The sequence below is a fragment of the Telluria sp. ZB4P36 genome, from assembly GCF_059685865.1.
Genome location: NZ_JCASIE010000015.1, coordinates 79,189 through 101,173, shown reverse-complemented (window position 1 = coordinate 101,173; position 21,985 = coordinate 79,189). Strand labels below are relative to the sequence as shown.

Here is a 21,985-nt window from a genome sequence, read left to right as displayed (position 1 = left end):
TTCCTCCTTCAGTTGGCCGTTTGTTCGTGGGTCAGCGCACGGGCCAGGGCCACCAGCGCCTGCTCCAGCAGCAGGCCGACCACGCCGATGATGACGATCGCGATGATGATGTGCGAGACGTTCAGGTTGTTCCACTCGTCCCACACCCAGAAGCCGATGCCGACCCCACCGGTGAGCATTTCGGCCGCCACGATGACCAGCCAGGCCGTGCCGATCGCCAGGCGCACCCCGGTGAGGATGTAAGGCAGTGCCGAGGGCAGCAGGATCTTGGTCAAGACCTTCCATTCGGTCAGGTTCAGCACCCGCGCCACGTTCATGTAGTCCTGCGGCACGCGCTGCACGCCGACCGCGGTATTGATGACCATCGGCCAGATCGAGCAGATGAAGATCGACCAGATCGCGGCCGGGTCGGCCGACTTGAACACCAGCAGGCCGATCGGCAGCCAGGCCAGCGGCGACACCGGCTTGAGCAGGCTGATGATGGGCGCGAACATGCGGCCCACAAAGGCCACCCGGCCGATCATGAAGCCCAGCGGGATGCCGACCAGCGCGGCCAGGCCGAAGCCCAGCGCCACCCGCTTCAGCGACGCCAGCACGTTCCAGCCGATGCCCTGGTCGTTCGGACTGTTGCGGTAGAACGGGTCGGCGAACAGGACGATCGCTTCCTGCAGGGTCGCCTGCGGCGTCGGGAAGGCCGTATTGCGGCTGGCGATGATCTGCCAGGCCAGCACCACCAGGGCAATGCCCAGCACTGGCGGCAGGACCAGTTTCACGATCCTGGCGAAGGGCTGCGCGCCGCGGGCGGCTGCGGCGGCCGGCTTGCGTGCCGGCAGCGAACGTGCGGATGCCGTCGGCGCGGCAACCGCCGGCTTGGGGAGGGATCTCAGGATGGCGCTCATGGCAGCTCCTTTTTCAAACGATGGGATTCAGACCTTGATCTTGAACGAGGCCGCGTAGGCCTTCGGGTTCCTGCCGTCCCAGACGGCGCCGTCCATGAGTCTCGAACTGCGCAGCGGGCTTTTCGGAATCGGCGTCCCGGTCATGGTGGCGGCTTCCTTGTACAGCGCGACCTGGTTGACGCTCGATGCCACGGCCAGGTAGTCCGGGTCGTCCTTCAGCAGGCCCCAGCGGCGGTGCTGGGTCATGAACCACATGCCGTCCGACAGGTAGGGGAAATTGACCGCACCATCGTTGTAGAACTTCATGTGGTTGGGGTCGTCCCAGGTCTTGCCCAGTCCGTTCTGGTAGCGGCCCATGATGCGCTGGTCGATGGCATCCTTGCTGGTGTTGACGTAGGACTTGCTGGCGATGACTTCGGCCATCCTGTTCTTGTTGGCCAGCGAGGAATCGATCCATTTGCCGGCTTCGAGGATGGCGGCCATCATGGCGCGGCAGGTGTTCGGATGCTTCCTGGCGAACTCGAGCGTGCTACCCAGCACCTTCTCCGGGTGGTCGCGCCAGATGTCCTGGGTGGTGGCGGCCGTGATGCCGACCTTGTCCATGATGGCGCGGTGGCCCCAGGGCTCGCCCACGCAGAAGCCGTCCATGTTCCCGACCCGCATGTTGGCCACCATCTGCGGCGGCGGCACGGTGATGACCTTGGCATCCTTCATCGGATTGATGCCGTTGGCCGCCAGCCAGTAATACAGCCACATCGCATGGGTGCCGGTCGGGAAGGTCTGGGCGAAGGTGTACTCTCGTTGCTCGGTGCGCATCAGCTTCGCCAGCGATGCACCGTCGACCGCCCCCTTGTCGGACAGCTGTTTCGAGAGCGTGATGGCCTGGCCGTTGTTGTTCAGGCCCATCAGCACCGCCATGTCCTTCTTCTGGCCGCCGATCCCCATCTGCACGCCGTACAGCAGGCCGTAGAGCACGTGGGCGGCGTCCAGCTCCCCATTGGCCAGCTTGTCGCGCACGCCGGCCCAGGAAGCCTCCTTGCTCAACACGAACTTGACGCCGTATTTCTTGTCGAGGCCCAGCACCGAGGCCATCACGACCGACGCGCAATCGGTCAGCGGAATGAAGCCGATCCTGATTTCTTCCTTTTCCGGCTTGTCCGAACCGGCGGCCCAGGCGCTACCCGTCGCCAGGCCCAACAAGCCCGCCCCCGCCGCCACGCCTGCACCCTGCATGAAATTCCTGCGCGTGACATTCACCCCGTCGGCAGCTTGCGGCATGGTGCTCTTCGCTTCGAGTCTCTGGTATTTCATCGCGGTCCTTTATGTTCAGGCAAAAAAAAGCGACGCGTACCCCACATGAGCTGCTCATGTTCGGGTAGACGTCGTTGTCCGGGTGGCTCTGCCGGCGCTGGCAGGTCACGTTGCGCTCCGTTGCGCCAATGTCAATATGCAAGCGCCGTGCCAGGGAGGTCTGCAGAGGGAAGCGGCGGCCGGCCGGGAGGCCGGTGCACCGTCTAATGGCAGATGCGCCGCACAGCGATTGTGCGGCGCATCATTTTGGGAGGAAAGTGTGCCGCCGCATGGGGCGGCGCGGAACCGTCAGCGCTGCGCGAGGGTGGCGCTCACGACGACGACCTGTGCCAGGCGGTCATTGGGTACATAGCTCATCTGCATCTCATCGCGGTCCTGGCCGCGGTTGAAATCCATGGTCACATTGCCGTCGCGCGATACGAAGCGGTCCGGCGACACCGCCACCAGGCGAATGACCGGCTGCCGGTCGATCTGCGCACTGATGCCGTTGGCAGTCGTGCCGACCTTCATGCGCCAGCCATTCGACATGGCATAGGCGCCGCGCACGGCATCGAGGTGTTCCTGGTAGACCCTGGCGGTGCGGGCCGGGGCGGTCACCTCCACACTCGAGATCGACGAGCTGCTCGTGGCGGGATAGCTGTGTGACTGGGCCACCGCGTCGGCGGCCAGAAGAAACAGGGGAATGGCACTCAGTAGGGCGAGGCGGCGCATGATGACTCCTTCAGGGCACGGGACTGGCGCGCTGGCGACGCCAGCGCGGCTCATTCCAGTCTAGGGCGGGGTCCGCCACCTGCAAGGCGTCTTTGACGGACATCACGAAACGGTCTCGATCGCCGCAAAGTCAGACCTGGCCGAAATGATACAAAAACAACATGTACCGAGAGTTTTTTGTATCGAATTGTATTCCTGGCCGCCCAGCTGCCCCGGTCTTCCGTTCAGCGTAAGTGTTGGTTTCCCCCTACGCCCCCCTGCATCCGCTTGACTTTACCGAGCGGCGGCGGGATATTGTTGTTTTACGGAAATTTCTTGAGATTGTAAGCAATCGTGTACGCCCTTGTCATCGTTAAGCCTGCATGTAGAATAAATAACATCCAGTGCGGCAAGTTCGCGTGCATAGGGCGTCGCCTGCCGCCCGGCTCCGCCGGCCGTTCGCCAGCATCGTCGCGCCATCCGGGGGCGCCACGCATTGAACACCACCCATTGAACGCCAGCCTCCGGTGGAGGCGGTAATAAGGAAGCCAGCATGAACACCGAGCATTCGCATCCACGCATCCATCCGGGCACCGTCGACCGCAGCAATCCGAACGCGCCGAAGCGCACTTTCGCAAAGAGCATCGTGTCGAACAGCCGCCGCCTGCGCCAGCGGGTCGGCGTCGCCGTCAGCCTGTGCCTCGGCCTGGCGGCAATCGTCATCGCCCTCGAATAAGAACGAAGGCCGCGGGCCGCCAGGCCCGCGGCCTTGCCGTCAGAACTCTTCCCAGCCCTCGGTCGCTTCCGCCTTGCGCGTCGCGGCCTCCTTGCGGGCCGGCGCCCGGGCGGCCGCCTTCGGCGGCTTCATCGTTATCGCGCCCGCTGCCTTCGCCGGACGCGCCGTAGCGGCCGCTGCAGGTGCCGCCTGCGCATCGAGCCGGAAAATCCCGACCGCCTGCGCCAGCTCCGCCGCTTCCTGCTGCAGCGACTGCGCCGCGGCCGAGGCCTGCTCGACCAGTGCCGCGTTCTGCTGCGTCACCTCGTCCATCTGCGCCACGGCGTCATTGATCTGTTCGATACCTGCGGTCTGCTCCTGGCTCGCGGCCGTGATCTCGGCCATGATGTCGGTCACGCGGCCGACGCTCTGCACGATGTCCGCCATGGTCGCACCGGCCTGGTCGACCAGCATCGAACCGTGTTGCACTTTCTCGACCGAATCGTCGATCAGCGCCTTGATCTCCTTGGCTGCCGCCGCGCTGCGCTGGGCGAGGTTGCGCACTTCGCCCGCGACCACGGCGAAGCCGCGGCCCTGCTCGCCCGCGCGCGCCGCTTCCACGGCCGCGTTCAGGGCGAGGATATTGGTCTGGAAGGCGATGCCGTCGATGACCGAGATGATGTCGACGATGCGGGTCGCCGAGTGGTTGATCGCCCCCATCGTGGCCACCACCTGCTCGACCACGGCGCCGCCCTTGCCCGCCACTTGCTGGGCCGACGCCGCCAGCGCATTGGCCTGGCGCGCATTGTCGGCGTTCTGCTTGACGGTCGAGGTCAGTTCTTCCATCGACGATGCGGTCTCTTCCAGCGAGCCGGCCTGCTGCTCGGTACGCGCGGACAGGTCGAGGTTGCCGGCGGCAATCTGGCCGGTGGCGGTGGCAATGGTGTCGGTGCCGCCGCGCACGCGGGTGACGATCTGCACCAGCGACGTATTCATGTCCCGCAGCGCCATCAACAGGCGGCCGGTCTCGTCCTGCGAGTTCACCTCGATCTTGCGGGTCAGGTCGCCCGCGGCGACGGCACCGGCGATCTCGACGGCCTGCTCGAGCGGGCGCACGATCGCGCGCACCAGCATCCAGCCCACCACGGCGGCCATCAGGAGGCCGAATGCCAGACCGGCCAGGCAGACCAGGCGCACGGTCTCATAGGTCCGTTGCGAGCGCTCGTAGTCGGCCTTCGCCACGCGCTGCTGCAGCTCGATCAGCTGGCTGCCATACGCGTCGACCGGCTGGAACAGGCGGGTCATCGGCCCCGCCACCTGAGCTGCCGCCTGCGCCGTGTCGCCGCTGCGCACGGACTCGATCGCGGGCAGCAGGCCCTGGGCCAGGAATGCCTTGCGCGCCTCGACGAACTTCGCCACCAGCGCCGCCTCCTCCTCGGTCAGCTTGGTCTGTTCGTAAGCCTTCCAGGTGCTCGATACGGTCGCAATATTTGCCTCTACTTGGGACATCAGCGCACGGCGCTGCGTATCGTCGATCATCTGGCTGGCCTTCGCAAGGAGCAACTGGTTGGTGGTTATCAATTGCATGACGCGGCCAAGCTGGCCCAAGGGAACGGCACGGTCATCATGCATGCTCTTCATGTCGGCATTGGCGAGGCTCAGGTTATAGATGCCGATGACGGCGCCCGCCACCAGTTCGGCGGCCAGGAAGGCGATGACGAAAATGAGTCGGGTCTTGATGGTGAGATGTTTGAACATGATGGGCTCGGAAAGGGGTGGCCTGTGCATTGAAATACAGCAATAGATTACTACCCAGTACGCATTACAGCTGGACCAAAGGCATCTTTCATAGGTGGACGTCGCAACGGAACCACAAAGTCTTGGCAACCCGCTATCGTTCGTGATCGGCCCGACAATACTGACCGCCTCGGCGTTAATGCCGGTTTGCCTATAGAATGCTGCGATTGATTTCCACAGCGCATTAGCTGCCTTGCACAGACTCCGATGAACTTTCCTGTCCTGATCAACCTGACGCTCGCCCTGGCCGTGTGCGTCCTGCTCTACCGCCTGCAGGCGAACCACGTCTCCTTCACCAAGCGCGTGTTCACCGGCCTGGGCCTGGGTGTCGTGCTGGGGGCGGCCATGCAGGCCTTCTACGGCGCCGGGTCGCCCGAGGTCGGCGGCACCAATGCCTGGCTGGACGTGGTCGGCAGCGGCTACGTGAAGCTGCTCCAGATGATCGTGATTCCCCTGATCATGGTCTCGATCGTGCAGGCCATCCTCAAGCTGCGCAATGCGGCCTCGCTCGGCACCATCAGCACGCTGACGATCGGCATCCTGATCGCCACCACGATCGTGGCGGCCGCCATCGGCATCCTGATGGCCAAGCTGTTCGGCCTGAGCGCGGTCGGACTGACGGCCTCCACCGCCGAAGTGGCGCGCGGTGAATATCTGCAGGGCAACCTGGCCGCCGCGAAAGAGATTTCGCTGCCGAGCATGCTGCTGTCCTTCATCCCGGCCAATCCGTTCCTGGACATGACCGGCGCGCGCAAGACCTCGACCATCGCGGTGGTGGTGTTCTCGATCTTCATCGGCATCTCGGCCACCGGCATCGCCGGCAAGAAACCCGAGGTGTTCCAGTCCTTCAGCGACTTCGTGCACGTGGCCCACGTGATCGTGATGCGCATGGTCACCCTGGTGCTGCGCCTGACGCCCTTCGGCGTGTTCGCCCTGATGGCCAAGATGGTGGCCGGCTCGAGCCTGCAGGACATCCTCAGCCTGGCCAGCTTCGTCGCCGCCTCCTATTGCGCGCTGGCCCTGATGTTCCTGGTGCACCTGCTGCTGGTCGCGGGCAGCGGCCTGAACCCGCTGCGCTTCGTCGCCAAGATCTTCCCGGTGCTCGCCTTCGCCTTCAGCTCGCGCACCAGCGCCGGCAGCATCCCGATGAGCGTGGCGACCCAGACCGCGCGCCTGGGCACCCCGGAAGGCATTGCCAACTTCGCCGCCTCCTTCGGCGCCACCATCGGCCAGAACGGCTGCGCCGGCATCTACCCGGCCATGCTGGCGGTGATGATCGCGCCGACCGTCGGCATCGACCCGTTCGCCGCGTCCTTCCTGCTGCCGCTGCTGGCCATCGTCGCCTTCGGTTCGATCGGCGTGGCCGGCGTCGGCGGCGGCGCCACCTTTGCCGCACTGATCGTGCTGTCGGCGATGGACTTGCCGGTGGCGCTGGCGGGCCTGCTGATTTCAGTGGAACCATTGATCGACATGGGCCGCACCGCGCTCAACGTCAGCGGCTCGATCACGGCCGGCACGGTCACCAGCCGCCTGCTCGGACAGACTGATTTGCGCGTGTTTCATAGCGACGCGGAAATCAATTTAGATAGCGAATCGCAAGCCGTGTAAGAGGGTTCCGACGCTGCGGCGAGCCTGTCCGGAAAGCCTGCAATCGTGCGCTTTCCGCCCGTAGAATCCGTCTATGATGCCGTCATGTCAATATCGAAGACGGGCTGGTGATGGAACAAAAGTGGCCACAGGAAGTCTGGCTGGTCAGGCATGGACAAAGCGCCGGCAACGTCGCGCGTGACCTCGCGGAAGCTGCCGCCGGCCACCGCATCGACATCGCCCATCGCGACGTCGACGTGCCCCTGTCCGAGCTGGGCGAGCGCCAGTCCCAGGCCCTCGGTTCCTGGTTCGCCTCCCTGCCGCCCGAGCAGCAACCGACCGTGGTGCTGCATTCGCCCTATGTGCGCGCCGCCGAGACCGCCAACATCCTGGTGCAGCGCCTGGATCCGACGCGCCGCAGCCAGCTGGTCGTCGAATCCGACGAGCGCCTGCGCGAGAAAGAGTTCGGCATCCTCGACCGCCTCACCACCTACGGCATCGCCCACCACCATCCGGAGCTGTACGAACAACGCCAGCACGTCGGCAAATTCTATTTCCGCCCGCCCGGCGGCGAGAGCTGGTGCGACGTCATCCTGCGCCTGCGCAGTGTGGTCGACACCCTGAACCGCGAGTTCTGCCGCGAGCGCGTGCTGATCGTCGCGCACCAGGTTACGGTGAATTGCTTCCGCTACCTGTTCGAGCGTCTCGACGAAAAGACCATCCTCGATTTCGACCGCGCCGGCGACGTGCCCAACTGCTCGGTCACGTCCTACGAATACGATCCCGGGCTCGGCAAGGGCGGGCACCTGGCCCTGCGCCTGGTTAACTTCGTCGCGCCGCTCGAAGCGACCGGCACCCCCGTCACCGCCAGCAAGGACCTGCCTGCCGCACCGAAGGCCTGATTCCCCATGACTACCCTGACTCGCGCCACTGCCGTGCATGACGTCGACACAGCCCTGCTGCGCAGCTGGCCGGTGCCGATGCCCGCCGTCGAAGGCGACAAGGAAATCCGCGGCCACGTGCTCGTCGTCGGCGGCTCCTGCGAGATGCCGGGCGCCGTCATCCTGGCCGCCACCGCCGCGCTGCGCGCGGGCGCGGGCAAGCTCACCATCGCCACCGGACAGAGCGTGGCCCAGCTGGTGGCGCTGGCCATGCCCGAGGCGCGCGTCATCGGCCTGCGCGAACACGCGAGCAATGGCTTCAGCATCGAGGCCGTCGCCGCGCTCGACCCGCTCGCCGAGCGCATCGACGCGGTGCTGGTCGGGCCGGGCATGCGCGACGAGCCGGCCACCGCCGCGCTGGTGCATGCGCTGCTGCCGGGCCTGGAGGCGGCCGGCACCAGCGTCGTGCTCGATGCCTGCGCGATGGGCGCAATGCTGCATCCACCCGCCGATTGGCCGCAAGGCATGCCCTGGCGCTTCGGGCGTCCCGTGATCCTCACGCCCCATGCGGGCGAGATGGCGCACCTGACCGGCATCGCCAAGGAAGACATCAACGCCCTGCCCGACCCGCGCGCGCTGGACGCGGCGCGCGCCTGGAATGCGGTCGTCGCATTAAAAGGCGCGCGCACTGTCATCGCCAGCGCGGATGGAACGTTGTACCAGCATGAAGGCGGCAACGTGGGCCTGGCCATCTCCGGATCCGGCGACGTGCTGGCGGGGATCATCGCCGGCCTGGCCGCCCGCGGTGCGCCGCTGGACCAGGCCGCCTGCTGGGGCGTGGCGCTGCATGCGCGGGCCGGCGAACGCCTCGCCGAGCGCATGGGCACACTCGGTTATCTGGCGCGGGAGATATCGCAGGAAATACCCGCGCTGTTGGAACAGATCGCAGGCAATGATGCCGGCGACAATCAGACCACCCGGCAGCCGCCGGTGGGCTGGGGGGCGGGCAGTACGCTTGAACTCCAGCATTCCGCAACTTAGCGCGGAATCGAGTACGACAGGATGCGATCCGACGATCGGATTCGTGCACTGACCGGGGCCGCGTGTTGCGTCGGTTCCCTGATGGTTCCACTGCTGGGTTTCCGAACCCTCGGAGGACCTGACCTGGCGCCGCAGCCGGCCCAAGGCCTCACCTGGGCACTGCGGCACAAGATAGACGTGAACGAGGAGTTTAAACAATGAAAGCACTGACTCAAGCACCAAAAATCCTGCTGACTGCTGCCGTGTTGGCCTCCCTGCTGGGCGCCTGCCGCAAGAACGAGCCGGCGACCGACACCACGACCACCACGCCGGACACCTCGGCCACCGCGCCGAGCACCACCTCGGGCGCCACCGGCACCACGGGTGACACCGGCACCGGTGCAACCGGCACCGGCACCACCGGCGCCACCGGCACCACCACCGATCCGACGATGACCACGCCGCCGACCGGCACCAGCACCGATCCGGCAACGACGCCGCCGCCGACCGGTACCGACACGACCCCGCCGACCGGCACCGGCGCCACCTCGGGCACCTCGGGCACCACCGGCACCACCGGCACCGGCACCACCCCGCCGACCAGCGGCCGCTGATCGGCCATCCGCCAGGCAAGGAACGGAGTCCGCGCTGCGGGCTCCGGGACTTCCGGTCCTGCCGGAAGCCTGGTTTCCTGCCCTTGTTGTATCGGCGATCGCCAGCCCGGCAGGGCTGGCTTTGTCGTTTTTTGCGCTAGCTTCTCAGCCTCTCCTTCTTCTTTCCCGCATTAAAAAAGCCAGCCCGAAGGCTGGCTCTTGCAGATGCTCGCTGCTGCCTGCTTATGCCGGCTGCACCGCCCTGCGTCCGGTCACGAAGCGGCCGGCGCGCACGATGCTGCGGAAGATCAGGCGCACGAAGGTCAGTGCCAGGATCGCCTCGACGAAGGTCACCAGGAAGGCCAGCGCCGGGTTGTAGCGGCCGGCACGGCGATTGAACTTCGCAAACATGCGGTCGCGGGCGATCTCGATGCTGTCGTAGAAGGTCGGCACCACCAGCAGGGTCAGGAAGGTCGAGGTGATGGTACCGCCGATGATCGCGATGGCCAGCGGCTGGTAGAACTGGCCGGCGTCACCCAGGGCCAGCGCCACCGGCAGCATGCCGGCGATCAGCGCGAAGGTGGTCATCAGGATCGGACGCAGGCGCTTGCGGCCGGCCTGCATCAGCGCGTCTTCACGGTCCATCCCCTCCTTCTCCAGGGCGCGGGCAGCGTCCAGCAGCAGGATCGCGTTCTTCGCCACCAGGCCCATCAGCATGATGACGCCGATCAGGCTCATCAGGTTGAGGGTGTTGTTGGTCATCAGCAGGGCCAGCACCACGCCGATCAGCGACAGCGGCAGCGACAGCATCACGCCGATCGGTGCGGTGAAGGAGCCGAACTGCATCACCAGGATCAGGTACATCAGGCCGATACCCGAGATCAGCGAGATGCCCATCGCGGTGAACACTTCCTGCTGGTCCTGGCCGGCGCCGCCCAGCTGCAGGCCATAGCCCGGCGGGAAGTCGAAGCTCTTGGCCAGCTTCATGGCGTCGGCGGTCACTTCACCCGGCGAACGGCCCTGGGCGTTGGCCGAGACGGTGATCATGCGCTCGCCGTTCTTGTGGCGAATCGCGGCCGGGCCCTTGCCCATGGTGATGCTGGCAATCTGCTCCAGCGGCACCATCATGCCGGTGCCCTGCACCGCGATCGGCAGGCGCTCGATGCTGTCGGTGTTGACGCGGTCGTCCGGATGCAGGCGCACGGCGACGTCGCGGGTCTCGCTGCTCGGATCGACCCAGTCGCCCACCTCGATGCCGGCGAAGGCCACGCGCAGCGACTGGGCGGCGTCGTTGATCGAGATGCCCATGGCGTTGGCCAGGCCGCGGTCGAGCACGATCTGCAGCTCGTTCTTCGGATCCTGCTCCGACAGGGTGACGTCGACGGCGCCCGGGACCTGGCGCAGCTTCTCCATGTAGGCGGTGGTCAGTTCCATCAGCTTGCGCGAATCCGGGCCGGTGAACTGGATCTGGACCGGCTTGCCGCCGCCGTTCAGGTCGTCGATGACGACGTATTCGGCGCCGACCAGGCGGCCGACCTTCTCGCGCAGTTCGGTCGCGATATCCGCACCGCTGCGCTTGCGCTCGCTGCGCTTGCCGATGTCGACGTAGATACGGCCGCCGCCGGTATTCGCATTGCTGTTGGTGTCCTTGACTTCAGGAATCGCACGGGCCAGCTCGGCCGCCGCCTCGACCTTGCGGCGCGCATATTCCACGCTCGACGAGGCCGGCACGCGGATTTCCACCATCAGGGTGCCCTGGTCGGATTTCGGCAGGAAGCTCGAACCGCCGAACTTGCCCTGCAGGACGATCGCGCCGACGAAGCTGGCGACGGCGATGGCGGCCATCCACTTGCGGTGGTGCAGCGCCCAGGCGATCACGCGGCTGTAGCGGTCGGCCTGGTGGTCGAACCAGACGTTGAAGCGGTCCAGCATCTTGCCGATGCCCTTCTTCTGGATCTTGTGGTGGTCGACCGGGTCGCCCCAGTAGGCCGACAGCATCGGGTCGAGGGTGAAGGAGATGAACAGCGACACGATCACCGAGCAGGTCACGGTCAGGGCGAACGGACCGAACCATTGTCCGGACATGCCCGGCATGAAGGCGACCGGGATGAACACGGCCATGATCGAGAAGGTGGTCGCGGCCACGGCCATGCCGATCTCGGCAGTGCCTTCGAGGGCCGCGGTGCGGCGGTCGGAACCCAGTTCCATGTGGCGCACGATGTTTTCACGCACGACGATCGCATCGTCGATCAGCACGCCGATCGCCAGCGACAGGCCGAGCAGGGTCATGAAGTTCAGGGTGAAGCCGCACAGCCAGACCGCGATGAAGGCGGCCAGGACCGAGGTCGGCAGCGACAGCGCGGTGATCAGGGTCGAACGCCAGGAGTTCAGGAAGACGTAGACGACGAAGATGGTCAGGATCGCGCCCAGCACCAGGGATTCGATCACGTTGTTCAGGCTCATCTGGGCGTCTTCGCCGCCGTCGCGCACGACTTCCAGCTTGGTGCCCTGCGGCAGTTCCTTCTGGGTCTCTTCGACGACCTGGTGCACCTTCTTGGCCAGCGACACGGTCGAGGCGTCGCGCGAACGCGAAATCTGGATGCCCACGTTCGGTTTGCCGCTGCGGATCGACAGGCTGTTGACGTCGGCGTAGCCGTCCTTGATCTCGGCCACCTGGTTCAGGCGCACGATCTGGTCGCCGTTGCGCTTGACCACGACTTGCGAGAAATCTTCCGGACGCTCGATGCGGCCGACCAGGCGGATGCCCTTCTCGTCCAGCTCGCTGCGCAGCTTGCCCACCGGTGCATTGGTGTTCTGGGTACGCAGGGCATTGGTCACGTCCGAAGCCGACACGTTGAACTCACGCATCTTTTCGGCGCGCAGCAGGACCGACAGTTCGCGGCGCAGGGCGCCGTTCACGTTCACGGTCGAGACGCCGTCGATGGCGCGGAATTTATCGGCCAGCACGTCTTCGGCGTAGCGCGAGATTTCCGCGTGGCTCTGTGCGCTCGAGGACAGGGCCAGCGACATCACCGGCTCGGAGGCCGGGTCGACGCGGCGCAGGATCGGCTCGCGCATCTCGACCGGGAGCTTGTAGCGCACCGCGGCAATGGCGTTGCGGACGTCGTCCGAGGCTTCGATCAGGTTGCGGTCGAAGTCGAATTCCATCCAGATCGAGGCGCCGCCTTCGTAGGAGTTGGAATTGACTTCGGTGACGCCCTGGATCGCCAGCATCTGCTTCTCGATGCGGTTGGTGATCTCGCGCTCGGCGGTCTCGGGCGAGGCGCCCGGATACGGGATGTCGACCACGATGATCGGCACTTCGACGTCCGGGTTCTGGTTGACCTTCAGCTTGGACAGGGCCAGCAGGCCCATGGCCATCATCGCCACGATCAGCACGACCGTGGCGACGGGTTTCTTGACACTGAAATTAGAGAGGAACATTGTTGTTTTCCTTATTTGCCCTGGACCGGCGCTGCGCTGGCAACGCGGGCGGTCGGCATCTCGACCTTCTGGCCGTCCTTCAGGTTCGAGGTCGGGGCGCGCAGCACGACGTCGCCGGCGGCCAGGCCCTGCTTGATCTCGACGTTGCCGGTGCGCGGATCGCGGGCGCCGACCACCAGGTTGACCTGGGACAGGGTCTTGTCCTTGATGCGCCAGGTGTAGGCCTTGTCGCCGGCCTTCACCACGGCCGCTTCCGGCAGCATCAGGGCGCTCGTGCTGGCGGCGTCGATGCGTCCTTCGGCGTACAGGCCGGCCACCTTCGGCTGGGCCTTGTCGGCGAACTCGACCAGCACCTCGACCTGGCGGGTGACGGCATTGGCGGCCGGGTCGATGCGCTTGACGACGCCGGCGAACTGCTGCTCGCCATAGCCGTTGACGCGGAAGTTGACCTTCTGGCCGACCTTCACGGTGCCGACCGAGTCGGCCGAGACGCGGCCTTCGAAGCGCATGCTGTTCGGATCGATGACCTTGACCAGTTCCTTGCCGACGTTGGCGGTGTCGCCGGCCGAGACCTTGCGTTCGGAGACGATGCCGTCGAAGGGTGCGCGCACGACCGTGCGCGAGCTCATCTGGCGTGCGGTGGCGGCGCGGCTCTTGGCGGCGGACAGCTCGCTCTGGGCACTGTTGCGGCGCACTTCGGCTTCGTCCAGGCCGACGGCCGAGGTCATGCCGGACGCGCGCAGGGTCTTCATGCGCTCGAGCTGGCGGTTGGCCTGGTCCAGGGCCTGGCCGGCGGCGCGCACGGCTTCGTTGGCCGACAGCACGCTGTCGCGGATCGCGGTTTCATCGAGGCGCACCAGCACGTCGCCGCGCTTGACCTGCTCGCCATTCTCTTTCAGGACCTGCAGCACCACGGCCGAGACTTCGGCGCGCAGGTCGGCCTTGCGTTCCGGCTGGATCGAGCCGGTGACCACCGGGCCGCTGCTCAGGGTGTCGCTCTGGACGGTCAGCACGTCTTCGGGTGCGACCTGCAGCTGCGTAGGGCGCTTGTCCTTGGGGCCATCCTTGGCGCCGGCCTGGGCTGTTTCCTGACCTGGCTTGGCAGGCTCCTTGGCCTCCTTGCTGCAGGCGGCGAGCGCCGAGGCGATGGCAAGGACGAGTAGTGTTTTGCGCAGCATTTGGTTCTCCAGAGAGTGGACTCAGTGATTATTCTTGTAAAAGCCGGATATAGACAGCCAGCGCGCAGTATCAAGTAGTGTCCTGCCAACTTCAAGTGACGACTCTGCGTACTGCGGAAATCGAGGGATGAAATGCGGTATTTCGCGATGAGCTGCATTTCAGACGGACTGAAATGCGCCCGATTTCAGCCGAAGATGGCGTGGACCAGGAAGCCCATCCCGATGCCGGTGGCGATGCCGCCGCCGATCTCCACCAGGGTATGGCCCATGCGCTCGCGCAGGACGATGTGCCCGACAGTGTCGCACGCCAGCCTGTTGATGGCCGCCGCCTGGCGGCCCACGTGCTGGCGCAGGCTGTTCGCGTCGATCATCACGATGAAGGCGAGCGTCACCGCGACCCCGAACGCCGGATGGCCGATCCCTTCGCGCAGCGCGATCAGGGTGGCCATGCTGGTGACGACGGAGCTGTGGTTGCTGGGGAAGCCGCCGTTGCCCACCAGGTTGAACGCCCAGCGGCGCTGGCGCACGCTGGTAATCAGGAACTTGATCGGACCGACCACCATCCAGGTCAGCACGGGTGTTACGAGGTATGCAAAATCCATGTCGAAATCCAGGTGCTTGTTTAAGCTGAGTTGATGCCGGGCGGAATTATCTCAGAAGCAAGCCCACAGGGACACAAATACCGCGATGAATCAAGGACATCCGTAGCGCCGCCGCACCACCTGGAACGCTAATATTCACTCAACTAGATCAGATAGACAAGGGGGCGGTATGCGGCATTTCCGGTTGTCGATCGCGGTAACGGTCATCCTGATGGGCGTCGCCGGCTGGTGGGGCTACGAGCACCGCGGGCTGCCGGGACTGCTGCAGGCGCTCTGGATCACGGCCGTGCTGGGCGTGCTCGAAGTGTCGCTTTCTTTCGACAACGCGGTCGTCAACGCCTCGGTCCTGCGCGGCTGGAACGAATTCTGGCGCAAGCTCTTCCTGACGGTCGGCATCCTGGTGGCCGTGTTCGGCATGCGTCTGCTGTTCCCCCTCGTCATCGTCTCCGCGGCGACCGGGCTCGGCCTGGTCGAGGTCTGGCACCTGGCGATCGACAACCCGAGGGAATATTCGCGCCACCTGACCGAAAAGCACGCCGAGGTGGCGGCCTTCGGCGGCGCCTTCCTGATGCTGGTCTTCCTGAACTTCCTGTTCGACCAGGAAAAAGAACTGCACTGGCTCGGCTGGATCGAGGAAAAGGTCGGCAAGTACGGCACCGAGGGCCTGGCCATCATGCTGACCCTGCTGGCGGTCTGCGGCGCCATGTACCTGATGCCGCCGGTGCGCAAGCTGCCTGTGCTGGTCGCCGGGGTCACCGGCGTGCTGATCTACATCGGCGTGCAATGGCTCAGCGGCCTGCTCGAGAAGGAAGAAGACGACCCGGCGGTGGGCAAGATGATCGCCCAGGGCAGCATCGGCGGCTTCCTCTACCTGGAAGTGCTGGACGCCTCGTTCAGCTTCGACGGCGTGATCGGGGCCTTCGCCATCACCAACGACGTCGTGATCATCATGCTGGGCCTGGCGATCGGCGCCATGTTCGTGCGCTCGATGACGGTGTTCCTGGTCTACAAGGGCACGCTGGAAGAGTTCGTGTTCCTGGAGCACGGGGCGCACTACGCGATCGGCATCCTGGCCCTGATCATGTTTGCCAGCGTCCACTACCACATCCCCGAATGGTTCACCGGACTGTCGGGGCTGGCCTTCATCCTGGTGTCGCTGTGGTCCTCGGTACGCTACCGGCGCCGCACGGAGGCGCGCGAGCATGCGTCCGGCTAGCCCGCACGGGTTTGCGATTTGGCCCGCCCGTGGCAGAATGGGCGCGGCCGCCCTGCTGCCATCCTGACAACTTGATTGAATACCATGCCCAAGACCATGCCGAAACGCGCTACCGCCCTCCTCCTCTCCGCCCTCGCCGCCATCGTGGTGCTGTTCGCGCTGTACACCTGGTTTACGCTGAGTTGGTCGTATTCGGAAGGCGAACGGGCGGGCTACCTGCAGAAGTTCTCGAAGAAGGGCTGGCTGTGCAAGACCTGGGAAGGCGAAATCCTGCTGTCGAGCATGCCGGGAGCGATTCCGGAACGCTTCGCCTTCACCGTGCGCGACGAGGCGGTGGTGAAGCAGTTGCAGAAAGGGATGGGACAGCGGGTGCAGATCACCTATGAACAGCACGTGGGGATCCCGACCTCGTGCTTTGGCGAGACCGAGTATTTTGCGACCAGGGCCTCGACGGGGCCGGTGAACCCGGTGGCGCCGAGTGAGGTGCCGGCCGCCCAGTAATACCTCGCGCGTATCACCAAGCACCAGTGATATGCGCGACATATCACCGGTGCGCGACAATCACTCTTCGCTTTTCCTCTGATTGAGGATCACGTCCGCCAAACGCGTCGCCGCCTGCGACGCCGAGGCCGGCGGCATCTGCTTGAACCGCCCCAGCACCTCGCGCGTGATGTTCACCGAGGCCACGCGGTGCGCGGCTTCCGCCTTGCGCTCGCCGATCGCACGCTCGCTTGCCGCCAGCTCCTGCGTATGGTCTTCGTAGCGCTGCGCTTCCAGGTCGGCCAGCTCCTTGCGGGCATCCGCCATGCGCTGGGTCGCCTCGGCCGCCTTGCGCTGCATGTCGGCGTGGCGCTGGGCGTGTTCCAGCAGGGCGCGCTGGGCTTCGCGCTTCTCGACCGCCGCCTGCAGGGCGGCCTGTTCCACCGTTTCGCGTTCGCGCGCCAGGCGGGCCTGCTCTTCCTCGGCCACGGCGCGCGCCTGCGCGGCCTGGGCCGCAGCATGCTCCGAGGCCAGGCGCGCGGCGGCCGCCTCGTTGGCGCGCGCATCCGATTGCGCCTGCTGGCGCTGGGCGGCCAGCTTGCGCTCGACCAGGGCCAGCGATTCGCGCGCCGCTTCCGCCGCCAGGCGCTCCTCGGTCAGCGCCGCTTCGCTCAGCTCCCGCCGGCGCCGCTCGACTTCGGCACGTTCGGCCTGCACCTGGGCCAGCTCGGCCGCACGGCGCGCCTGGGCCTGCTGGGCGGCCGCGGCGGCCTCGGCATGCTCGGCTTCCTCGATCGCGGAACGGGCCTGCGCCCGCTGTGCCTCCAGGGCGGCCTGCTGCGCGGCCTCCAGGCGGCGCTCGGCCTCGCGCTGTTCGCGCAGCTGCGCCGCCGTTTCAGCGTCGGCCTGGGCGCGCGCTTCGGCAACGCGCGCCAGTGCGTGCTCGGCCTGCAGGCGCTCCTGTTCGCGCGCCAGCGCCGTTTCTTCGGCGGCGGCGCGTTCGCGTTCGGCCTGGGCCAGGCGCTCGGCCTGCTCGGCGCGCAGCCGCGCCGCCGCCAAGGCCTGCTGCTCGGCCTGGGCCTGCTCGCGCACGGCCGCCATCGCCGCTTCGGCGAGCGCGTTTTCCTGGGCCTTGGCATCGGCCGCGGCCCGCATCAGGGCGGCACGCTCTTCCAGCAAGGCCCGTTCGCGTCCTTCCTGTTCGGCCTGACGCAGGGCCGCCTGCGCAGCCGCCTCGTCGGCCGCGGCGCGCTCGCGCGCCTGGCTGGCCGCGACCGCTTCGGCCTCCGCCCGGGCCTCTACCAGCCCGCTCGCCTCTTCCTCGGCGCGGGCGCGTTCTTCAGCAACCGCGCGCAGCCTGCGGTCGGCCTCGATGCGCGCCTCGGTCGCCGCCAGGATGCGGGTCTCGGCCTCGCGCCTGGCCTCGGCGCCGGCGGCGGCCATCTGCTCCAGGCGTTCGCGGTGGGTGGCGGCGTCGCGCAATTCCTTCTCGGTCTGCAGGCGCATGCGCAGCGACTGGGCCGCCACGCGCTCGGACTCGGCCTGGGCCAGCGCGATCGCCTCGCGCTCCTGTTCGATATGGGCCAGGGCGCGCGCTTCTTCCAGCGCGCGCGCCTCGGCCGCGGCGCGGGCAAAGCTCGCTGACAGCGCCACCTGGTCGGCGCGCTCGCGCTGCTGGGTCAGTTCCAGCGCCTCGGCCTCGGCCTCGGCCAGCTTCTCGGCGGTCTGGCGGGCGGCGCGTTCGGCCCGCTCGCGCTCGCGCGCCAGGATCGCCACGCGCGCGTCGGCGCTGGCGTTGTGCAGCACTTCTTCCTTGGCCGCCTCGACCGCCGCCATGCGCTCGGCCGCCTGCAGGCGCGCCTGCCCGGTCTGCAGCAGCAGTTCCTCGGCGGCCTTGGCCGCCTGGGCCGCCATCTCGGCCTGGGCTTCCACCTGGGCGGTGGCGCGGCGGCGCGCTTCTTCTTCGAGGCGCCCACGGGCCTCGGCCGCCATCCGGGTCTCGGTTTCCGACTGCACCCGGGCGCGCAGCTCGACGGTCTCCTGGCGGATCGCCTCCAGGCGTTCGTTCGAGGCCTGGGCGGCGGCACGCAGCGACTCCAGACGCTCGCGGTTGGCGGCGATCGCTTCTTCGGAAGCCTGGGCGCTGGCCAGTGCCGCGGCAGTCGCGGCCGCGTCCATGGCGGCGCGCTCCTCGGCCAGCGAGCGGGCGCGCGCCTCGGCGTGGGCGCGGCTTTCGGCGGCGACCTTGGCTTTGGCCTCGGCTTCGACGCGGGCGATGCCTTCGTGGATCTCGTGCATTTCCATCGGTCCGCGCCCGGCAGGCTCCGGCACGACGCTGCCCGCATGGGCCGTGCGCGGCTGCGCAAGGTCGATCGTGAAGTCGGTGTCGTCGGGCTCGGGCTTGATGGGTTCCATGGTCGTTCTCAGTGGTGCACGCAGGATGCGTTCAGCCGATTATCCGGGAAATCGCGCGCGCGCGTCACGCCGAACTGAACGGCAAAAGCGCGGCAATTCCTGCTATACCTGCCACAGCGGCGGCTCATCCATCAGCGCCACCTGCTCGCGCAGCTCGAGGATGCGGTCCTGCCAGTAGCGCTGGGTGTTGAACCAGGGGAAGGCCGCCGGGAAGGCCGGGTCGTCCCAGCGCATCGCCAGCCAGGCCGAATAATGGATCAGGCGCAGGGTGCGCAGCGCCTCGACCAGGTAGAGCTGGCGCGGGTGGAATTCGCAGAAGTCCTCGTAGCCGGCCAGCACGTCGGCCATCTGGCCCACCATTTCCTGGCGCTCGCCGGACAGCAGCATCCACAGGTCCTGCACCGCCGGCCCCATGCGGCTGTCGTCGAAGTCGACGAAATGCGGGCCGTCCGGGGTCCACAGCACATTGCCGCCGTGGCAGTCGCCGTGCAGGCGCAGCAGCGGCAGCTCGCCGGCCCGCTCATAGCAGCGCGCCACGCCCTCCAGCGCCTGCTCGACCACGCTGGCCCAGGTGGCGGCCAGCTCGGGCGGAATGAAGCCGTGCGTGCGCAGGTAATCGTAGGGATCGCGCCCGAAGGTCCGTGGATCGAGCGCGGGCCGCTGCGCGTAGGGCCGGATGGCGCCGACGGCATGGATGCGGCCGATGAAGCGCCCCATCCATTCGAGGGTATCGGAATCGCCCAGCTCCGGCGCCCGCCCGCCGCGGCGCGGGAACACCGCGAAGCGGTAGCCGGCAAAATTGTGCAGGCTGCGGCCGTCGATGACGCTGGCCGGCACCACCGGGATTTCCCGTTCCGCCAGCTCGGCCACGAAGGCGTGCTCCTCGAGGATCGCCGCATCGCTCCAGCGCTCCGGGCGGTAGAACTTGACGACCACCGGCGGCCCCTCTTCCAGGCCGACCTGGTAGACGCGGTTCTCGTAGCTGTTCAGGGCCAGCAGGCGGCCGTCGCCGTACAGGCCGACACTCTCGACGGCCTCCAGCACCGCTTGCGGATCGAGCCGTGCGAACGGATGGGCTTGCGGGTTTGCTTCAGTAGACGAATGATCCATGTGCGCATTGTATCCGGCGGCGCTGCGGCGCAGGTTTTCCGTGCTCTCGTCCCGCGCAGGCGTTACACTGGCGCCTTCAAAACGCAACAAGAGCCCCACATGCATCTCGACGAACCCCTCAGCGACAAAGAATTCGACGAACTCGACCAGTTCCTGCTGTCCGACCGCTCCCCCGAGGACGCGATGACGATGGACACCCTGCACGGCTACCTGACCGCGATCGCGATCGGCCCGGAAACCATCATGCCGGCCGAGTGGCTGCCGCGGGTCTGGGGCGAGGACGGCAAGCAGGCGCCGGCCTGGAAGAATCCGAAGGAAGAACAGCGCATCATCAACCTGATCATGCGCTTCATGAACGAAGTGCTGATCACCTTCGAAGCCGCGCCGAAGGAATTCGAGCCGCTGTTCTGCGAGCACGAGATCGACGGCGAGAACCTGATCGACGCCGAAGCCTGGTGCTGGGGCTTCTGGGAAGGCATGGAGCTGCGCCCGGGCTCCTGGGACCCGGTCTGGGATTCCGAAGTGGCCGAACTGATGCGCCCGATCTACCTGCTCGGCGCCGACGAGATCGACGAAACCGAACTGCCGGAAGTCGAAGACCCGCGCAAGGCGCACCAGCTGGCGCTCGAGATCGAAGCCAATATCCCGGCGATCTACCGCTACTGGCTGCCGCAGCGCAAGGGCGCGGTCGAAACGATCAAGCGCGAAGAGCCGAAGGTCGGCCGCAACGACGACTGTCCTTGCGGCAGCGGCAAGAAGTACAAGAAGTGCTGCGGCGCCGAAGCCGGCTAAACCAAAGCAAGGCTGCCTGAAGCGCAAGGCTCAGGCAGCCGACTCCGTCAATCCCAGATCCAGCCCCACCAGGAGGTCGCCGGGCTGCACCATCCCCGCCAGCCTGCCCTCCTCATCCACCACGAACACCTGCTTCGCCCCGTCGTGGAAGCGGCTCAGCAGCGCCGTGACCGGCGCCGCCGCCGTCACGGCGACGAAGTCCGGCTCGACCAGCTGGCCGACGGTCGGCACCGTGTCGCGTCCGAACAGCAGCGCCGTCGCACGGCGCGCGCGCGCGGGCAAGGGCCGGCTGGCGCTGCCGCCGGCCGCCACCAGGCCCGCCATGCTGAGCACCCCGATCGGGCAGCCGGCGGCATCCACCACCGGCAGCGCCGGCACGCCGTGCCGCACCAGCAGCGCACGCGCGGCCGCCAGCGGCATGTCGGGGGTCAGGTTGGCGGGCACGGGATGCGCGAGTTCGCCGCAACTGTGCCGGCGCGCCCGGCGCTCGGCCGCGCGCTGTTCGGTCTCGGCGAAGATCGAGGCCAGGTCGTCACGGCTGACGTCGAGCGTCTCGCCGAAGCTGTCCAGCGCCGCGTCCAGGTCTTCCCTGGCGAAACCCGCCTTTTCCTCGGGCGGACGGGCGGCCGGCTGCACGTGCGGATACGGATGGCCGGACAGCCTGTTCCAGGCCACCGCGCCCAGCACCATCAAGACCGAATTCAGGCCCACCGGCGCCAGCACGACCAGAAACCGGCATCCTGCACCGCCGCCCCGCCCAGCACCGCAGTGACCGCCACCGCCCCGCCGGGCGGATGCAGGCAGCGCAGCGAGGCCATGGCGGCGATCGCCAGTCCGCCGGCCAGGGGTGCCGCCACCAAGGGGTCGGCCGCCTGCGCGCAGGCCACGCCCACCAGGGCCGACAAGATATTCCCGCCGATGACCGGCCAGGGCTGGGCCAGCGGCGCCGCCGGCAGGCAGAACAGGAGCACCGCCGAAGCGGCCATCGGGGCGATCAGGAAAGGCAGCGCGTGGTTGGCGGCCGCACCGAGCGCGGCGCGGCTGATCAGGGCGGTGAGCAGCAGGGAAGCCAGTGCGCCGAGGGCGGCGGAAACCTGGTGGGTCAGCGAAGTGGGGCCGGCGGGGCGCAGGCGCTGCAGCCTTTCTACGAGCGACGGGAACATGGATTCTATTTACAACAATGGAACTTGCCATTACACCACAGCTTGCAAAATCGCGTTTTCCCCCACGGGGCAGTGAGCATTCCCTCAGGCAA

General features: G+C 67.0%; 19 protein-coding genes. 8 read left to right on the top strand and 11 right to left on the bottom strand.

The genetic code is table 11. From position 1 onward, the window contains the following. Positions 1-8: 8 nt before the first annotated feature. The 3 genes from ntrB to AC56LK_RS18625 all read right to left on the bottom strand — a co-directional run bounded on the left by ntrB (position 9) and on the right by AC56LK_RS18625 (position 2,921). Positions 9-899, bottom strand: a complete 891-nt coding sequence (ntrB, locus tag AC56LK_RS18635) for a nitrate ABC transporter permease (protein WP_497185977.1) — start codon at positions 897-899, stop codon at positions 9-11. A gap of 27 nt (positions 900-926) precedes the next feature. Beyond that, positions 927-2,177: a CmpA/NrtA family ABC transporter substrate-binding protein gene (locus AC56LK_RS18630; RefSeq protein ID WP_497186000.1), complete on the bottom strand. Its 1,251-nt coding sequence runs from the start codon at positions 2,175-2,177 to the stop codon at positions 927-929. 321 nt (positions 2,178-2,498) lie between these two features. Next, positions 2,499-2,921 (bottom strand): hypothetical protein, encoded by a 423-nt coding sequence (locus AC56LK_RS18625; RefSeq protein ID WP_497185976.1) that lies wholly within the window; start codon positions 2,919-2,921, stop codon positions 2,499-2,501. A 532-nt stretch (positions 2,922-3,453) separates the two neighbouring features. Between AC56LK_RS18625 and AC56LK_RS18620 the strand changes: the two genes are divergently transcribed. After that, positions 3,454-3,636, top strand: coding sequence for a hypothetical protein (locus AC56LK_RS18620; protein ID WP_497185975.1), 183 nt, complete (start codon positions 3,454-3,456; stop codon positions 3,634-3,636). 39 nt (positions 3,637-3,675) lie between these two features. Here the strand turns inward: AC56LK_RS18620 and AC56LK_RS18615 are convergent, their stop codons facing one another. Beyond that, positions 3,676-5,373 carry a methyl-accepting chemotaxis protein gene (locus tag AC56LK_RS18615; protein WP_497185974.1) on the bottom strand — a complete coding sequence of 566 codons (1,698 nt, stop codon included), beginning with the start codon at positions 5,371-5,373 and terminating at the stop codon, positions 3,676-3,678. A gap of 246 nt (positions 5,374-5,619) precedes the next feature. Here AC56LK_RS18615 and AC56LK_RS18610 point away from each other — a divergent pair, with 246 nt between their 5' ends. The 4 genes from AC56LK_RS18610 (at position 5,620) to AC56LK_RS18595 (ending at position 9,514) form a co-directional block, all read left to right on the top strand. Next, positions 5,620-7,020, top strand: coding sequence for an L-cystine transporter (locus tag AC56LK_RS18610; RefSeq protein ID WP_497185973.1), 1,401 nt, complete (start codon positions 5,620-5,622; stop codon positions 7,018-7,020). A gap of 110 nt (positions 7,021-7,130) precedes the next feature. Then, complete coding sequence (locus AC56LK_RS18605; protein WP_497185972.1) at positions 7,131-7,901, top strand: histidine phosphatase family protein; 771 nt, start codon at positions 7,131-7,133, stop codon at positions 7,899-7,901. Between the two features lie 6 nt (positions 7,902-7,907). Beyond that, positions 7,908-8,921: an NAD(P)H-hydrate dehydratase gene (locus AC56LK_RS18600; RefSeq protein WP_497185971.1), complete on the top strand. Its 1,014-nt coding sequence runs from the start codon at positions 7,908-7,910 to the stop codon at positions 8,919-8,921. 197 nt (positions 8,922-9,118) lie between these two features. After that, a complete protein-coding gene (locus tag AC56LK_RS18595; protein ID WP_497185970.1) occupies positions 9,119-9,514 on the top strand; it encodes a hypothetical protein in 396 nt (131 codons plus the stop codon). Positions 9,515-9,736: 222 nt separating this feature from the next. Here AC56LK_RS18595 and AC56LK_RS18590 read toward each other — a convergent pair whose 3' ends face one another. From AC56LK_RS18590 to AC56LK_RS18580, 3 genes are all read right to left on the bottom strand, one after another. Next, positions 9,737-12,937: an efflux RND transporter permease subunit gene (locus AC56LK_RS18590; protein WP_497185969.1), complete on the bottom strand. Its 3,201-nt coding sequence runs from the start codon at positions 12,935-12,937 to the stop codon at positions 9,737-9,739. Positions 12,938-12,948: 11 nt separating this feature from the next. After that, on the bottom strand, positions 12,949-14,115 hold the full coding sequence (locus AC56LK_RS18585; RefSeq protein ID WP_497185968.1) for an efflux RND transporter periplasmic adaptor subunit: 1,167 nt from the start codon (positions 14,113-14,115) through the stop codon (positions 12,949-12,951). Positions 14,116-14,300: 185 nt separating this feature from the next. Then, positions 14,301-14,717 (bottom strand): divergent PAP2 family protein, encoded by a 417-nt coding sequence (locus AC56LK_RS18580; protein WP_497185967.1) that lies wholly within the window; start codon positions 14,715-14,717, stop codon positions 14,301-14,303. A 169-nt stretch (positions 14,718-14,886) separates the two neighbouring features. Between AC56LK_RS18580 and AC56LK_RS18575 the strand changes: the two genes are divergently transcribed. Beyond that, positions 14,887-15,933, top strand: coding sequence for a DUF475 domain-containing protein (locus tag AC56LK_RS18575; protein WP_497185966.1), 1,047 nt, complete (start codon positions 14,887-14,889; stop codon positions 15,931-15,933). An 84-nt stretch (positions 15,934-16,017) separates the two neighbouring features. Further along, on the top strand, positions 16,018-16,434 hold the full coding sequence (locus tag AC56LK_RS18570) for a DUF8785 domain-containing protein (protein WP_497185965.1): 417 nt from the start codon (positions 16,018-16,020) through the stop codon (positions 16,432-16,434). 60 nt (positions 16,435-16,494) lie between these two features. Here AC56LK_RS18570 and AC56LK_RS18565 read toward each other — a convergent pair whose 3' ends face one another. Beyond that, positions 16,495-18,828, bottom strand: a complete 2,334-nt coding sequence (locus AC56LK_RS18565) for a coiled-coil domain-containing protein (RefSeq protein WP_497185964.1) — start codon at positions 18,826-18,828, stop codon at positions 16,495-16,497. Between the two features lie 102 nt (positions 18,829-18,930). After that, on the bottom strand, positions 18,931-19,938 hold the full coding sequence (locus AC56LK_RS18560) for a serine/threonine protein kinase (RefSeq protein WP_497185963.1): 1,008 nt from the start codon (positions 19,936-19,938) through the stop codon (positions 18,931-18,933). A gap of 99 nt (positions 19,939-20,037) precedes the next feature. On the opposite strand from AC56LK_RS18560, the gene AC56LK_RS18555 reads away from it, so the two are divergent. Then, positions 20,038-20,730 (top strand): UPF0149 family protein, encoded by a 693-nt coding sequence (locus AC56LK_RS18555; protein WP_497185962.1) that lies wholly within the window; start codon positions 20,038-20,040, stop codon positions 20,728-20,730. 30 nt (positions 20,731-20,760) lie between these two features. On the opposite strand, the gene AC56LK_RS18550 is transcribed toward AC56LK_RS18555, so the two are convergent. Next, positions 20,761-21,453, bottom strand: a complete 693-nt coding sequence (locus AC56LK_RS18550) for a CBS domain-containing protein (RefSeq protein WP_497185961.1) — start codon at positions 21,451-21,453, stop codon at positions 20,761-20,763. Then, a complete protein-coding gene (locus AC56LK_RS18545; RefSeq protein WP_497185960.1) occupies positions 21,432-21,893 on the bottom strand; it encodes an HPP family protein in 462 nt (153 codons plus the stop codon). The genes AC56LK_RS18550 and AC56LK_RS18545 overlap by 22 nt, the downstream gene beginning before the upstream one ends. Between the last annotated feature and the right edge of the window lie 92 nt (positions 21,894-21,985).